The 14,691-nt window shown below is 68.6% G+C and carries 15 protein-coding genes; 3 read left to right on the forward strand and 12 right to left on the reverse strand.

Features of this window, described 5'->3' with window-relative positions; translation table 11 throughout:
* Positions 1-20 precede the first annotated feature (20 nt).
* Both J3476_RS25875 and J3476_RS25880 read right to left on the reverse strand, forming a co-directional pair.
* Positions 21-1,148, reverse strand: coding sequence for a DUF1214 domain-containing protein (locus J3476_RS25875; protein WP_207069150.1), 1,128 nt, complete (start codon positions 1,146-1,148; stop codon positions 21-23).
* Positions 1,145-1,720 (reverse strand): TetR/AcrR family transcriptional regulator, encoded by a 576-nt coding sequence (locus J3476_RS25880; protein WP_207069151.1) that lies wholly within the window; start codon positions 1,718-1,720, stop codon positions 1,145-1,147. The genes J3476_RS25875 and J3476_RS25880 overlap by 4 nt, the downstream gene beginning before the upstream one ends.
* Positions 1,721-1,748: 28 nt before the next feature.
* Between J3476_RS25880 and J3476_RS25885 the strand changes: the two genes are divergently transcribed.
* Positions 1,749-2,993: a sulfotransferase gene (locus tag J3476_RS25885; protein WP_207069152.1), complete on the forward strand. Its 1,245-nt coding sequence runs from the start codon at positions 1,749-1,751 to the stop codon at positions 2,991-2,993.
* Here J3476_RS25885 and J3476_RS25890 read toward each other — a convergent pair.
* Positions 2,986-3,168 carry a hypothetical protein gene (locus tag J3476_RS25890; RefSeq protein ID WP_207069153.1) on the reverse strand — a complete coding sequence of 61 codons (183 nt, stop codon included), beginning with the start codon at positions 3,166-3,168 and terminating at the stop codon, positions 2,986-2,988. The two genes, J3476_RS25885 and J3476_RS25890, sit on opposite strands and share 8 nt — an antisense overlap.
* An 11-nt stretch (positions 3,169-3,179) precedes the next feature.
* Between J3476_RS25890 and J3476_RS25895 the strand changes: the two genes are divergently transcribed.
* Entirely contained in the window at positions 3,180-4,697 is a 1,518-nt protein-coding gene (locus J3476_RS25895; protein ID WP_207069154.1) for a hypothetical protein, read from the forward strand.
* Positions 4,698-4,758: 61 nt separating this feature from the next.
* On the opposite strand, the gene J3476_RS25900 is transcribed toward J3476_RS25895, so the two are convergent.
* The 9 genes from J3476_RS25900 to J3476_RS25940 all read right to left on the reverse strand — a co-directional run bounded on the left by J3476_RS25900 (position 4,759) and on the right by J3476_RS25940 (position 13,479).
* Positions 4,759-6,141, reverse strand: coding sequence for an NADH-quinone oxidoreductase subunit N (locus J3476_RS25900; RefSeq protein WP_207069161.1), 1,383 nt, complete (start codon positions 6,139-6,141; stop codon positions 4,759-4,761).
* 5 nt (positions 6,142-6,146) lie between these two features.
* The gene (locus J3476_RS25905; protein ID WP_207069155.1) at positions 6,147-7,637 is read right to left on the reverse strand and encodes a NuoM family protein; all 1,491 of its coding nucleotides are present in this window, start codon (positions 7,635-7,637) and stop codon (positions 6,147-6,149) included.
* A 1-nt stretch (position 7,638) separates the two neighbouring features.
* Positions 7,639-9,567 (reverse strand): proton-conducting transporter membrane subunit, encoded by a 1,929-nt coding sequence (locus J3476_RS25910; protein ID WP_207069156.1) that lies wholly within the window; start codon positions 9,565-9,567, stop codon positions 7,639-7,641.
* Between the two features lie 7 nt (positions 9,568-9,574).
* A complete protein-coding gene (nuoK, locus tag J3476_RS25915) occupies positions 9,575-9,877 on the reverse strand; it encodes an NADH-quinone oxidoreductase subunit NuoK (RefSeq protein WP_163673797.1) in 303 nt (100 codons plus the stop codon).
* Positions 9,874-10,437: an NADH-quinone oxidoreductase subunit J gene (locus J3476_RS25920; protein ID WP_207069157.1), complete on the reverse strand. Its 564-nt coding sequence runs from the start codon at positions 10,435-10,437 to the stop codon at positions 9,874-9,876. Before J3476_RS25920 ends, nuoK begins: the two co-directional genes overlap by 4 nt.
* Before the next feature lie 2 nt (positions 10,438-10,439).
* A complete protein-coding gene (locus tag J3476_RS25925) occupies positions 10,440-11,372 on the reverse strand; it encodes a complex I subunit 1 family protein (RefSeq protein ID WP_207069158.1) in 933 nt (310 codons plus the stop codon).
* Positions 11,369-12,412 carry a hypothetical protein gene (locus tag J3476_RS28110; RefSeq protein WP_286183790.1) on the reverse strand — a complete coding sequence of 348 codons (1,044 nt, stop codon included), beginning with the start codon at positions 12,410-12,412 and terminating at the stop codon, positions 11,369-11,371. Before J3476_RS28110 ends, J3476_RS25925 begins: the two co-directional genes overlap by 4 nt.
* Positions 12,409-12,711 (reverse strand): NADH-quinone oxidoreductase subunit A, encoded by a 303-nt coding sequence (locus J3476_RS25935; RefSeq protein WP_207069162.1) that lies wholly within the window; start codon positions 12,709-12,711, stop codon positions 12,409-12,411. The genes J3476_RS28110 and J3476_RS25935 overlap by 4 nt, the downstream gene beginning before the upstream one ends.
* Positions 12,712-12,867: 156 nt before the next feature.
* On the reverse strand, positions 12,868-13,479 hold the full coding sequence (locus J3476_RS25940) for a TetR/AcrR family transcriptional regulator (RefSeq protein ID WP_207069159.1): 612 nt from the start codon (positions 13,477-13,479) through the stop codon (positions 12,868-12,870).
* A gap of 125 nt (positions 13,480-13,604) precedes the next feature.
* Between J3476_RS25940 and J3476_RS25945 the strand changes: the two genes are divergently transcribed.
* On the forward strand, positions 13,605-14,691 hold a 1,087-nt coding region (locus J3476_RS25945), incomplete at its 3' end, for a P1 family peptidase (RefSeq protein WP_207069160.1).

The following is a 14,691-nucleotide window of genomic DNA, read 5'->3' on the forward strand; positions in this document are numbered from 1 at the left end:
CTGATCGTCCACCAGTGAGGTCAGCCCACCGCCGTCGGCGCGTCGGCGACGTCGACCAGCTGCACCTCGGGGCGCACCGGCACCGCATCGGCGAGGAACCAGCGAAACGCCAGGTTCCCGCGCGGATAGTCCAGCGTGGTCAGCGAATTGGGATGCGGCGTGCTGGCCCGGGAGACCACGATCGTCACCGAACCGTCGCTGTTGGGTGCCGCGGTGAAGCCGTTGACCGAACTGCGGGCGTCGGTCACCCCGGGCACCGCCATGAACTGGTTCCAGATCACCATGTTCCAGAACCTGCAGTTCGGCGGCCGGTGGGTGATGACCAACGCCTCGTCCTCGGCGAGATCGAAACTGCCGTAGGAGTAGCAGGCGTCGCGCGCCGACCAGCCGAAATTGGCATCGGGAACCTGATATGGCTCGGCGAAATCGTTGACAGTCAACGATGTCTCGTGTCCGAGTTGGTGCGAGTCGGAGTTTCGAACGCCCACCGCGAGCGGCACGATCGCGAACATCGTGCGCAACCAGGCCGCACTGGCCCGCAGCGCCGCCGCGGTCTCGTCCGAGCCGTGCCGGAACGGCGCGGGTGGATCCAGCGCCTCGATCGACCACGAAACTGCGCGACCGGTGAGCGGGTCGGCCTGATAGTCGCGGGTCATCAGGACCGCGGCGTCGGGCTGTGGGCCGAACTCGAAGGTGAAGTTGCCGTCGGAGTCGACATCGAGGTCGTCGTCACGCAGGATCGTGACGATGCGGTCCGACCATGCGCCGGGAGAGGGTTCGTTGTAGGCGGTCATCGAGAAGTACACGCTGTCACCGCGATTGCCCGAGATCCGGTAGCGCCGGGTGGGGTCGATCGGGCACATGTAATAGATGGCGTCGGTGTTGTCTCCGCCCCAGCGGCGGTCCGGCCGGAACGGCGAGTTGAGCTCCAGCCACCTCGGCCGAGTGGGATCGGCGAACAGGTAGGTGTCGAATGCGACGCCGAGAGTGGTGGCGATCATGCGATAGCCGTCCGCCACATGGCGGTCGTCGCGCACCGCTTTGGGTCCGGTCATGAACGAGTCGTCGAGTCTGCGAAGGGTGTCGAGCAGTTCTCGCCAGGCGACAGTGACCTCACCGGTAGAGCCGGCATCGGCATCGGTGCTCATGGACTGATTCCTTTCGTGATCAGGCGGGCCGTGCGCTGCGTCCACATCTCGTCGAGAAGCGCGCCGCGGGTCAGCAGGGCCAGGAAGGTCATCCCCGCGACCGCCTCGGCCAGGTCCGCGGCGGTGATGCCCGGACGGATGTCGCCGCGCTGCGCGGCCGCATCGATGTAGTCGGTGAGGGCGCCGACGAGGACGTCGCCGAACCGTTCGAGCAGGGCGGTGTGCAACGTCGGGTCCGAGGCCATCTCACCGACCAGGCCCGGCAGCGCCGCCAGTGCCGCCGGTGTGCTGAGCACGGTCAGCGTCCGACGCAGCATTTCCCGGACGTCACCTTCGAGCGATCCGGTGTCAGGCAGTTCGGTGGTCTCGGTGCGCGGAAACACCGCTTCGTGCACCAGATGCGCCTTGCCGCGCCAGCGCCGGTAGATCGCCGGCTTGCTGGTACCCGCACGAGCAGCGATGGCGTCCACGGACAGGTCGGCGTAGGAGGATTCGGTGAGCAGCTCGACGGTGGCCCTCAGCACCGCGTCGTCGATGCCGCGATTCCGGGGACGCCCGATCTCTGTCGTCATTACGAAACTGACAGTAACATAAATCGCTGTGACCGATGCCACAGACACCGTCGTCTCGCTTGATGACCTCGCCGCACCGCGCTACACACCGCAGGCGCAACAGCTCCGAGAGATGATGGCCACGTTGGCGCCCGACTGCCCCCTCGACACCGAGGTGATGCATCGACGGGCACGCGAGGCCACCGGACTGACCGACTTCGGCCCCGACGACTACCGCGAGCGGCTGGAGCGATATGTCGCCGAACTCACCGAGATCGACATGCACCCCGTGGGGATCGTGAACTTCCACATGCAGCTACTGCAGTGCCTCAAGAACCGGCTGCTGCTGACGGATCTCGTTCGCCGCCATCCGCAGATCCACGACATCGAACTGCAGCCGCCGGTCGTCATTGCCGGCCTGCCCCGGTCAGGGACCACCCACCTGCACAACATGCTCGCCGCGGCGCCCACGTTTCGCAGCCTCCCCTACTGGGAGAGCGTCGAACCGTTTCCGCTGCCAGCCGAAACCGACCTCGACCCGGATCCGAGGATCGCGCGAATGGACGTCGCGGTGCAGACGATGGACACACTGATGCCGAATTTCGCGCTGATGCACGAGATGACCACCGACCATGCGCACGAGGAAATTCAGCTGCTGGCCAACGATTTCTCGACGATGTTGATGGAGACGCTGGCCCATGTTCCCCGGTGGACCGAGTACTACTGGAGCCACGACCAGACCACGTCCTACGAATACCTGGTCGTTCAGCTCAAGGCGTTGCAGTTCCTCCGCGGCGGACGTCGGTGGGTACTGAAGTCGCCCCAGCATCTCGGCCAGCTGCCGGTCATCGACCACGTCATGCCCGGGTCCGTGGTCGCCTTCACCCACCGCGATCCCGTGCCGGTGGCGCTGTCGATGATCGCGATGATCACCTACTCGGCGCGCATGTACACCGACGTCGTGAACGTCGAGGAGATCGCCGCGGCGTGGGTGGATCGGCTCGAACGGCTCCTCGACATGTGCGTCCGCGATCGCGACGCCATCCCCGCGCACCGCTCGCTGGACGTGCGGTTCGACGACTTCATGGCCGACGAGATGGGCACCGCGGAAAGGCTGTACGACGTTGCCGCCGAGCCGCTGACCGATGCGGCCCGCTCGGCGATCTCGGCCTATCTGGCCGGTCACCGCAGGGGCAGACATGGCCGGGTCGACACGTCAGCGCAGATGTTCGGACTCGACGCCGACGAGTTGCGCCGGCGCTTCTCGTCCTACACCGAACGCTTCCTCACCTGAGCGGGGTGTAGCTCTTGTCGATGACGCCGTTCTTGTCGATGACGCCGTTTTTGTCGATGACGCCGTTTTTGTCGATGACGCCGTTTTTGTCGATGACGTAGCTCTTGTTGATTAGGTAAGCCTGCACTAACCTCCCCGGTGGCCTGAACTGGCTATCGTCGAAGTTCGTGATCAACAGGAGAAATCGTGCAATTGGCCCTACGTGCCGACTCAGACCCGGGCATCTGGTCTGCGCCCACCCCGCCGGCTCGCCGCGACAAGAAGCTGCTCATGGCCGGTGTCGCCCTCGTGGGGGCATCCGCCATCGCGATCAACCCGGCGGCGCCTGCCATGCCCGCTGCGGTGCAGGACCGGGCGGTGGAACTGTCCGCCTGGATCGATCCGATCGGGGTGTGGGGCGACACGATCTCGTCCACGTTCGACAACGTCGTGGCGCGCAGCTCCGATCTGGGCATGGTGACCTTGCCGGCGCTGTGGCAGATCGCCACCAGTCCGGTGCTGTACGACGAAGTCGCCAGCATCGTCTTCAACCCGGTGCCGGGCCTGACTCAGTTCTTCACCGACCTGCCCGGGTACGCCGAGACGATCGGCAGCGGTCTGTCGGGGTCCGCGGCCGGCGTGACCGAACACTTCAACGAGCTGCCCGCGGTGCTGGAGTCGGCGTGGAACAACCTGCTCAACGGCCAGTTCACCATGGCGTTCCGCGATGTGGTGAGCTGGAGCGTCTTCGGACTGGGCGAGGCCGGCTGGCCGCTGTTCCCGGCGTTCGAGATCCCCGGTGACATCGCGCGCGGCTTCGGCGCCGAGAAGATCGGCGAGGTGCTCGACGCCGTCTTCGTCGGCGGAGGCAACGCCGCCACCGGCTACGCCTATTCGCTTCTGAGCCCGCCGATCACCGCGATGTACCAGTTCACCGACATCCTGAACGTGATCTCCGGGTCGCTCTACGAGGGCGACTGGGAAACCGCGATCAGCGAGGTGGTCAACGCTCCGGCCAAGGTGCTCAACGCGTTCCTCAACGGTTACCAGCCCAGCGTCGCCGCCGAGTGGGAGACCTTCCCGGGCCTGTTCAGCGAGGACGGACCCATCGACGCGTTCTTCGTCAAACTGCCCAAGGCGATTGCCGAGATCTTCGCCCCGGCGCAGGACGAGGAAGGCGCCGAGACCGGTGAAACCACCGCGGACGTCACGCTGACCTCCGCGTCGTCCACCGAGTTGCCGAACGGCGAGCTGATCCCGGTCGACGTCGACAGCGCCACCGAGACAGCCACGGACGAACAGGGCACCGAGGGGGCCGCTGAAGAAGCTGCCGCCCCTGAGACCACCGAGGAGACGGTGCCCGAGCAGGACCAGGCTCCGGCCGTCGACGAAGACACCGTTGAGGGCACCACCGAGGTCGACGGCACCACCGAGGGTGACGCCACGGGCGAAGACGCGACCGAGGACGAGGCCGTCGACGAGGACGCCACGGACGACGATGTCTCTGACGCAGACGTCGTCGACGAGGACGCCGCGGACGACGACGCGGTACAGGATGGCGCCGACGAAGCCGGTGAGGATGCCGGCGACGATTCCACCGATGAGGCGGCCGGCGACGATTCCGGCAGCGCCTCCGACGATTCCGGCAGCGCCTCCAGCGGCTCGGATTCCGGCAGCACCTCCAGCGGCTCGGATTCGGGCAGCGATTCCGGCAGCGACGACTGAGTCGCCCGCTGACTGACCGGACGGCCCCCTCGGCGACGAGGGGGCCGTTCGCGGTCAGGGGCTATCCCACAACGCCGAACACCAACCCCGCCGCCACGCCCATCGCCAAGCTGAACCCCGCCGTGACCACTGCAATCCACGCTGACACATGCTGCGGCACAGAGCGTTCCATCTCAGCAGACGTTTGCAGGCACGGCACGATCCAGCGCAGATAGTAGAAGAGGCTGAGCAGAGTGTTGACGAACACCGCGAGGGCGAGCCACGCCGCGCCGGCTTCCCACGCTGCGCTGGCGGTCGTCAACTTGCCGACGAACAGCGCGAGCGGCGGAGTGCCGAGCAGACCGAGCAGCGCCACGATCAGCGCTCCCGTCAACCACGGCTGCGTTCGGCCGATTCCGCGGTAGGCCGACAGCTCCCGTGCGTCCGGCACCGCCGTGGTCACCGCGAAGGCGGCGATGTTGGTCACGGTGTACCCGACGAGGTAGAACAGCATCGCCGGAAGTGCCAGATCGCTGCGGCCCGCCGCGGCCACCGGCACCAGCAGGAAACCGACCTGGCTGACCGTCGACCAGCCGAGCAGCCGCCGTGGATCATCCTGCCAGAAGGCAGCCAGGTTACCCAAAGTCATGCTGGCGACGGCGATCCCGCCGATCAGACCGGGCCAGGCCAGCCCGGCGGGAAGGATCTCGACCAACCGGTAGAGCGCGATCACCGCACCGATCTTCGGCACCGTCGTCACGAACATCGCCACGAAGCCCTGGGCGCTCTGCGCCGCGTCCGGCACCCAGAAGTGCAGCGGCACTCCCCCGGCCTTGAACAGCAGACCGGCCACGACGCCCACCGACCCGGCCACCACGATCGGCGCCGGGATCTCCGCAAGCAGGCCGCGGAGTTCGCCGTACGCGGTGGTCCCCGTCCCACCGAAGAGCAGCGTGATACCGAGCAGCAGCAGAATGCCCGACAACGCCCCCAGCAGATACGTCTTCATGGCCGCCTCCGCGGCAGCCGGTGAACGACCCATACCGATGAGCGCGTACAGCGGGATGCTGGCCAGCAGGAAGCCGACCGCGAGCACCAGCAGGTCCTGCGTACCCGCCAACACCAGAACTCCCGCCGTCGCACTGAGCAACAGCGCGTAACTCTCGCTCTCCCGGGCGCTTCCGCTGATCTCCTCACTGGCCACCAGGATCACCAGCACGGTCGCCAACGGGGCGATCACTCTGGCGACGCCGGTGACCGAGTCGACGACGAACGTTTCGGCGAACGCCGCGGAGTCCGACCCCGCCATCTGGACGGCTCCGGCGAGCAGCGCACCGATCAGGGCCGCGACCGCGATGACCCGGGTCCACCACAGCCGCCGTCGGGGAAGATACGAGCCGACGATCAAGACCATCAGCGCCCCGGCGAACACCAGCGCCTCGGGCAGCATCGCCAGCACGTGCATGGCCGTCACCGCCCGAGCAGGCCGATGACAGTGTCCACGGCCGGCTCGATGAGCGCCAACAGCGGCCCCGGCAGCACACCGATCACCACCGACAGCACGAGAAGCATTGCCGTAGGCGCGGTCTCATGCGGGCGCAGATCCACGAAACCGTCGCTGCGACCGTCGGCCGGACCGGTGAACACCTGCTGGAACGCGCGCAGGAACAGCGCCGCGGTGATCACGATGCCGGGCAGAGCCACGGCCGTGACCGGCGCTGCGGCGATGCTGCCGGTGAACATCTGGAACTCGGCGATGAAACCGGAGAACCCCGGCAACCCGAGTGACGCGAACGCACCGACAGCGAACAGGGTGGCGAGTCTGGGCGCGGCGCCGGCCAGGCCACCGTAAGCGTCGAGCTCGTAGGTGCCCGCGCGGTCGTACAGCACACCCGCGAGCAGGAACAGGGCCCCGGTGATCAACCCATGGCTGACCATCTGCGTCACCGCACCGGTGACGGCGATGGAACGGGCCTCGGCGGTGCTGCCGGCGATCAGCCCGGCCGCACCGAGGGCCATCACGATGTAGCCCATGTGGTTGACCGAGGTGTAGGCGATCATTCGTTTGAGGTTCTTCTGCGCCAACGCCACCAGCGCCCCGTAGAGCACCGAGACGATGCCGACGGCCACGATCACCCACGCCCAGCTGCGCCACGACTGCGGCAGCATCGGCATGGCGATCCGCACGAAGCCGTAGGTCCCCATCTTCAACAGCACACCGGCCAGCACCGCCGACCCGATCGCCGGTGCGTCGGTGTGCGCGGGCGGCAACCAGGTGTGGAACGGAAAGGTCGGCGTCTTGACCGCCAGCCCGAGCAGGATCGCGCCGAGAACCAGCCCGCCGGTCACCGGGCTGCCCGCCAACGGGGTGGCCGCGATCAGATCCACCATGTCGAACGTGTGGGGTTGCGCCGCGATGTAGAGGCCGATGAAGCCGACCAGCAGCGCGAGCGAGCCGAGGAAGGTGTAGAGGAAGAACTTGATCGCCGAGCGGCCCGCCTGGCCGTGGCCCCACCCCGTGATGACGAAGTACATCGCGACGATCGACAGGTCGAAGAACACGAAGAACAGGATCAGATCGGCGGCCACGAACAGGCCGATGCTCACGCATTGCAGGAACAGGAACAGCGCCGCCTGGGCGCGACTGCGTTCGGAGCCACGCAGGCTGTAGACCGCGCAGGCGAGGAAGAGCACCGCCGTCATGATCACCAGCGGTAAGGACAGTCCGTCGACCCCGACGTGGTAGCTGCTGTTGACGCCCGGAATCCACGGCACCTGCTCGTCGAAGGCCAGCCGGCCGGGTTCCGGAGCCGTATAGGTGACCCAGATACCCACCGTCAGAATCACTTCCACCGCGGCGACGGCCACCCACAGCCACCGCGCCGCGGCGTCGGTGATCCGCGGCGCGGCGACGAGCACCGCGGCGGCGGCAAGGGGAAGGAAGACCAGCAGGCTCAGCACGTCATGTCACCACCAGCAGAAGTAGGGCACCGCACATCACCAGAACCACGGCGAGCGCGTAATAGTGATAAAGTTGACCGCTCTGCGGCCGGCGGGCCAGTGCACCGAGTCGGGCGATCCACGCGGCCAGCGTCTCGACCGCACCGTCGATGCCCCGCAGTTCGAACCGGCCGGTTCGCCGGGACAGCCCCATGGTGCCGGTCGAGGCCGCCGCGACGCTTCCGTCGAGGACCAGACCGTCGACGCGGGCCGACCAGCCGGCCATCCGCATCACCGCCGTGCCCACCGCGTCGGTACCGCGGTCCAGGACCCGGTCGTCGAATCTGGCCAACGCCGCAGCCACCACCGTCGTCGGCCGCACGACGACGGCGTCTGCGATGCGCTCGAGTCCCAACCACCCCGCCGCCCAACGCGGTTCGGGCACCCCGAAACGCAGCACCACCGCGACGACGACCAGGGCGAGTGCGGCCGACACGATCAACTCGGTGACCGACGAATGCGGCGCTTCACCGGCGCCGACCACCCGGCCGAACGCCGCGCGCAACGGTGGCAGAGCCAGCACTCCCGCCACCGCGGCACCGACGGCGAGCACGAGCAGCACGGCACGTTCGCGCAGCGTCAGTCGTGCTGAGGCGTCGTCCGGCGCGGCATCACCGGAGCGTCGTCCGGCCTGCCAGATCACCCGCACGATCTTCGCGGCGTAGGCGGCCGACAGCACCGCCGCGAGCAGTCCCGCGCCGTAGAGCCACGGTGAGCGCGCCAGGGCGGCAGCCAACACCGCGTCCTTGGTGGCCCACAACGACAGCGGCGCAACCCCGGCGAGCGCCAGCGCGGCGACGGTCGCGGTGGTGCCGAGCAGGGGCCAGCGTCGCCCCGCCCCGGCGAGGTCGGACAGCTGCTTGCTGCCCACCAGCGTCAACCACGCACCGGCGGCGAGGAACAGCCCCGCCTTGGTGAAGGCATGGGCGATCAGCTGAGCCGTTCCCCCGCTGACTGCTGCCAGACCCGCGGCCATCACCACGAACCCCAGCTGAGCCGATGTCGAGGCGGCGAGCAGCTGTTTGAGGTCACGCTGGGCGAGCGCGACCACTCCCAGCAACACCGCGGTGGCGGCGCCGGCGACCACCGCGACGATGTCGGCCCAACCGGTCGCCGCCAACAACGGAGCCACCCGCAGTAGCAGATAGGCGCCCATCGCCACCATCGCCGCGGAATGCAGCAGCGCGCTGACCGGGCTGGGCCCGTGCATCGCCCGCGACAGCCAGAACGAGAACGGCAGCTGTGCCGCTTTCCCGAGGGCGGCCACAAGCACACCGGCGGCGATCGCGTGCCGCCATCCGGCCTCGGCATCGGCGAGGTCGGCCAGCGCGAGACCGGCCCCACCCGCCAGGGCGGCCCCGGCCGCCAGATAGAGGCCGAGGTCCGCCGAGCGAGTGGTGACAAACGCGGCGAGCCCGGCCGACACCCGGCTCTGCTCACGCCACCGGAATCCGATCAGGACATACGACGCCGCGCCCATCACCTCCCAGGCCAGCAGCAGCGCCGGCATCGTCGACGCGGTGGCCGTCAGCATCGCCGCCGCGGCGAACACGAGCATCGCGCCGTGAAACCGTCCGCGCGCCAATGCGCTTTCCGCGCCGGCGAACACCAACACCAGCACGGTCACCGCAGCGATCGCGGGTGTCACGACCGCGGCCAGACCGTCGACGCGCAGGCCGAAGTCGGCTCCCGCGACAAACGGCACCGACACCGCGGGGCGGGCCACCGCACACCCCAGCGAGAGTCCCAGCACCAGCGCGGAGACACCGACGGAGACCGCACCCCACGCCTGGCCGGGTCGCGCACCCCACAACGGGCCCGACAGCAGCGCGGCACCCGCGGCAGCGGGCAGCAGGACCAGCGCCCACAGCATGGCTTCGCCGGCGGTCATGGCGGCATCACCCGGACAGGTCCGTCGCCATGTCGGTCATGTCGGCCTGCCGGTCCCGGTGCAGCATCGTCGCGACCGCGAATCCCATGGCCATCTCGACGGTCATCGCCGCGATGACCACCAGCAGGAGCACCTGCCCGGTCGGATCGGGTGCCAGGAACCACCAGAAGGCGGCGCCGGCCAGGATGACAGCGTTGATCATCAGTTCCAGTCCCATCATCACCATGACGACGACCTGCTGCGACAGCGCACCATAGAGGCCGACGGAGAAGATGGCCGCCGCGACGATCAGCACGGTCTGCAGCGTCATCGCCCCACCCCGCCCGGTTGGGGGTCGCGGGCCGGGCGCCGATCGAGATCGTCACCCAACCGGTCGTAGCGGGTGCGCCGGTTGGCCAGCACCACCCCGGCGATGATGGTGGCCACCATCACCGGGCTGACGACGATCATCACCAGCATCTTCGCGTCCATCAGCGCCTCCCCCAGCGCGGCCGTGACGTCCGGGGCCGGCACCCCCCGCCGGGCCGGCCAGTCCACCAGCAGCGCACCTGCCGACAGCACCGCGAAGACCGCGATCGCGATCGCCAGCGACAGACGTTTGCCGTGCACCATGCTCATCGGCATCAGTGCCGGGTTCATCCCCATGAACATGACCATGTAGACCGCCATGACGGCCATCTCCATGACCATCATCAAGATGACGATGACGCCGATGTAGTTCTGCTGCATCAGCAGCACGGCGACGCCCACCGCAACGAACGACGCCGCCAGCGCATAGGTGGCCCGCGCCATCGAGTTCACCCAGAACACCGCGGCACCGGCCGCGACGGCAATCGCCGCCGCCACCCAGAAGACGATGTGTGTGATCATGATCAGCCCCTCCACACGGCGACGACAGCGACGACGAGGTCTTGCAGAACCACCGCGGGCAGCAGCACCAGCCACCCGAACTCCAGGAACTTGTCCGGCCGCACCGCCGGTATCCGCTGCTTGGCCCATACCAGGACAGTCAGGACGGCCACCGTCTTGACGATGGTCCACAACCAGTCCGGCAGCAGCGGGCCGGCACCACCGCCGAGGAACATCGGCACGGCGAAAGCGGCGCCCGCCGCCAGCAACGCATAGCGGCCCGCTTCGAAGAGCAGCCGGTCCGCCCCCGACAACTCCGCGGTCACCCCGCCGGCGATGTCGTCACCACGCGCGGCACGGAACGGTCCCGACACCGAGAAAGCCACCACACCAATGCAATACACCACAAACGCGACCGGCATCCACACGACGAACCACAGGTCCTGCTGCGCTGCGGCGACGGTGCCGACCCGCAGGCTCTGCGCGGCGATGGCCGGTGCCACCAACGCGAACATCAGCGGCAGCTCGTAGCCGAGAGCATGGGCCAGGAACCGGTACCCACCGATCAACGGGTGAACCGAATTCGGGCCCCACCCCGCCATCCACACCAGGGCCCACACCATGACGTCGACGGCGTTGAACCACACGACACCGACGTCGAGATCCAGCAGGGTCCACCCGCCCAGCGGAATGACGGTGACCATCAGCAGAGCCGCGGCGAGCATGCCCGTGACACCGATGCGTCCCAGCAGGCGGTCGGCGGCCACGGTGCCGCGGCGGGCCTGGCGCATCAATCGCGCCGCCTCCGACCACGGCGCGATCAGCGCAGTCCGGACGGGCGCGGACGCGTTCAGCCCGGCGGTGAGCCCGGCGGCGTACCACGCGAGTGCGGCCAGCAGCACCGCTGCGAGAGGCGTCCAGACGGCGGACACCGCAATGCTCGATGGTTCGGTCATCGTGTCCCGTGTTCCGCCGTGTCGATGCCCAAACCGGCGATCACCACACGCGCAGCTGCGACGTCGAGCCCGGCCACGATGTCGGGCAGCGAGCCCAGGATGTCCGCGTCGATGACTTCCGGGGCAGTGTTCTCGCGGGCTTGGCTGATCTGCCGCAGCAGCCGGTCGTGGGCGTCGCCGGCCCAGGTCGCAGGCAGGCCGCGGCGGCGCAGATCGTCGGGATTGAGGGTCGCCAACCCGTTCAGCGACCAGCGCAGCACGTGGGATCGGCACACTGCCAGCTCCAGGTCGTCCAGCAGCGCCGTCGTCTCGGCCGGCTCGGCGCCGACGAGCAGCGCGTCGCGTGCCCGGCGGGCTCGTTGCGCCGCACCCGGCCAGCCGGCGAGGTCCAGCACGTCGAGGATGTGGTCACACTGTCTGGCCGCCGGCGCTCTGTCTCCGGTCGCGAGCGGATACTGCCCGGCGTCCAGGCTCACGGCGTCAGCGCCGGCGATGACGTCACCGTGCAACTCACAACGCAACACGAAGCCACCGGGCCAGTGCGGCAGAATAGGGCCCAATCTGACGTGCAGCACGTCCATCTCGAGTCCGTCGCGGTCCTCGGCCCCCTCGGCGAGCGGGATCCCGGCGGGCGCCATGTCCGAGTGGGACTCCATGTGCGCGTGGGAATCCATGTCCGATTCCCCCGAATCCCCGCCGCCGTGAGGAGGTCCGGGCTCACGCGGATCGTCTCGGTGGGTGTCGCGCAGCGCGGCGAGGGCCCCGTCGAGCGCGGACCCGATGCCGTCTCCGTCGGTCACCGGCGTTCGGACCCGGGGGCCGGGCATCTGATCCCACACCACGTCGACTGCCGAGGACAGCTCCGGCCCTGGCTGACCGCACACGGCCAAGATGTCGGCGTCGGCCGGCGAGGAGGCGACCGGCCAGTCCCTCAGTGCCAGTTCGTGGTCCAGCAGCGCCCGTAACCGCCACTGCCCCGGCACCTCGACGGGAAGGACGTGCGGCCGCCGCACCGCCCAGCGCGCCACGAGATCCCTCACGCCCAACGCAGCGCCCCCTCCCGCCATGCCCACACGACGGCGACGAACAGAGCCGCGAGGAACGCGAACATCTCGACGATGGCCGAGACGCCGAGCTCCGCGACGACCACCGCCCAGGGGTACATGAACAGCATCTCCACGTCGAAGGCCAGAAAGACCAATGTGGCCGCATACCAGCGCACGTGATACCGCGACAACGCATGCTCGTGCGGTAACCACCCGGACTGGAACGGCAACCGGGTCAGGGCGGGTGATCCGGAGACCACGCGGTTGGCGGCGTAGACGACGGCAACCGTCATCGCCCAGATCGCCAGCACCCACGCCACGGTCTCGAACACGAACGCTTTCCCCTGCCTCGACGCTTCGGCCACCCTACGTCGCATCCGGCGTGCGGCGGCGGTGCGACGCGGGCAGTCGTGAGCCGTATTGCCGCCGGAGCCGGCTCTAAACCCGCCTCAGACCGTGGCGGGTAGCGGTGAGCCGGTGGCCAGTTCCGCGTATTGGCGCATCAGGCGCAGCGCGGTGGCCCGGTTCACCTGAGGGTCGCGCGCGACGATGCGGTAACCGAGGTAGTCCTCCATCGACATCAGCGTCATCGCGATATCTGCTGCGGGACTCTGTAATTCGAATACCCCGGCGGCCGCCCCACGCTCCAGCAAATCGGTGTAGAGACCGACCTGCCGGTGGTAGATGCCCTGCACGTCGTGCCGCCGATCGAGCTCGAAGCCCGCAGCGAGGACTGCCCGCCAGATGGCACGCCATTCCGCGTCCTCCGGTCCGGTGGGGAGGCCGGCGGCGATCGTCATGGCGAGTTGCGTCGCGGGGTCATGGGTCTCGTCGCCGAGCCGCAAGCGGTCCTCGAAGAATCGGACGTCGGAGCGCAGCGCGAGCTCGGACAGCAGCTGCGTCATGTCCTTGAAGTAGTACCGCACCGCGTTGGTGGTCAGGCCGAGTTCGGCCGCGACATCGGCGAGCTTCAGGGTGGCCAGGTCATGGCGCTCGATCAGGGCGATTGCGGCGTCCATGATGTCGCGGCGTCGCTCTGCCTGCCGGTTCGGTCGCCCCATCCCGCATCACCTCCCTTGCCCACTGCGGTCCACCCAATTTTGCCCGTTCTGTTGCGCGCCGGGTCACACGGGCGCATAGTTATTTTCCAACCGTGAAAAAAACTAGCGGAGAACGAACGGTAACGATGCGGGCCAGAGACCTCGGCGTGGTCATCGGGGAACATCCCCCGGGACCGGACAACGCCATCACCGACGTCGCCGGCGTGCGCGTCGGACACACCACGCTGCAAGCGGACGGAGCCAGCGCCGTGCGCACCGGCGTGACGGTGATCGTGCCGCACGACGACATCTGGACCGAGCCGGTGTTCGCGGGCTCGCACCGCCTCAACGGAAGCGGCGAGATGACGGGTCTGGACTGGATCCGGGAGTCGGGCGAGCTGACGACCGCCATCGGGCTGACGAACACCCACAGCGTGGGGGTGGTCCGCGACGAGCTGGTGGCCGCCCAGGTCCGCGCGCGTGGCGAAGGACTGTACTGGTCGCTGCCCGTCGTCGGCGAGACCTACGACGGATTGCTCAACGACATCAACGGTTTTCACGTGCGTCCCGACCATGTGCGGGCCGCGCTCGACCACGCCAGCGGTGCGCCGCCGGCAGAGGGCAACGTCGGCGGCGGCACCGGGATGATCTGCCACGGGTTCAAGGGCGGCATCGGCACCGCTTCCCGCGTGACGGGCACCGCCACCGGCCAGTACACCGTGGGCGTGCTGGTGCAGGCCAATCACGGCCGGCGCGAACGTCTTCGGATCAACGGCGTTCCCGTCGGCGAGCTGATCACCGGGGACGACGTCCCGCTGCCCGCGCTGCCCGACCGCTACGAACCCGGGTCCGGCTCGATCATCGTCGTCGTCGCCACCGACGCCCCGCTGCTCCCCCACCAGTGCACACGGCTGGCCCAGCGGGCCGCACTGGCGGTGGGCCGACTCGGCGGCACCGGCGAACAGTACAGCGGCGACCTGATGCTCGCGTTCGCCACCGGCAACCGCGGCATCCCGCCGTATGCGTGGGACGAGGACACCGCGGTCGCCCGCCACGAGGTACCGCTACGCATGGTCGCCCCGCAGCTGATGACCCGGCTGTTCGACCTCACGATCGAAGCCACCGAGGAGGCCATCGTCAACGCGCTGGTCGCCGCCACCACCATGACCGGCCGCAACGGTTTCACCGTCCACGCGCTCGACCACGACCTGCTGCGCCGAGCCCTGTCCGTCC

This window comes from Mycobacterium sp. PO1 (assembly GCF_017312405.1).
In the GTDB taxonomy this organism is placed as follows: domain Bacteria; phylum Actinomycetota; class Actinomycetes; order Mycobacteriales; family Mycobacteriaceae; genus Mycobacterium.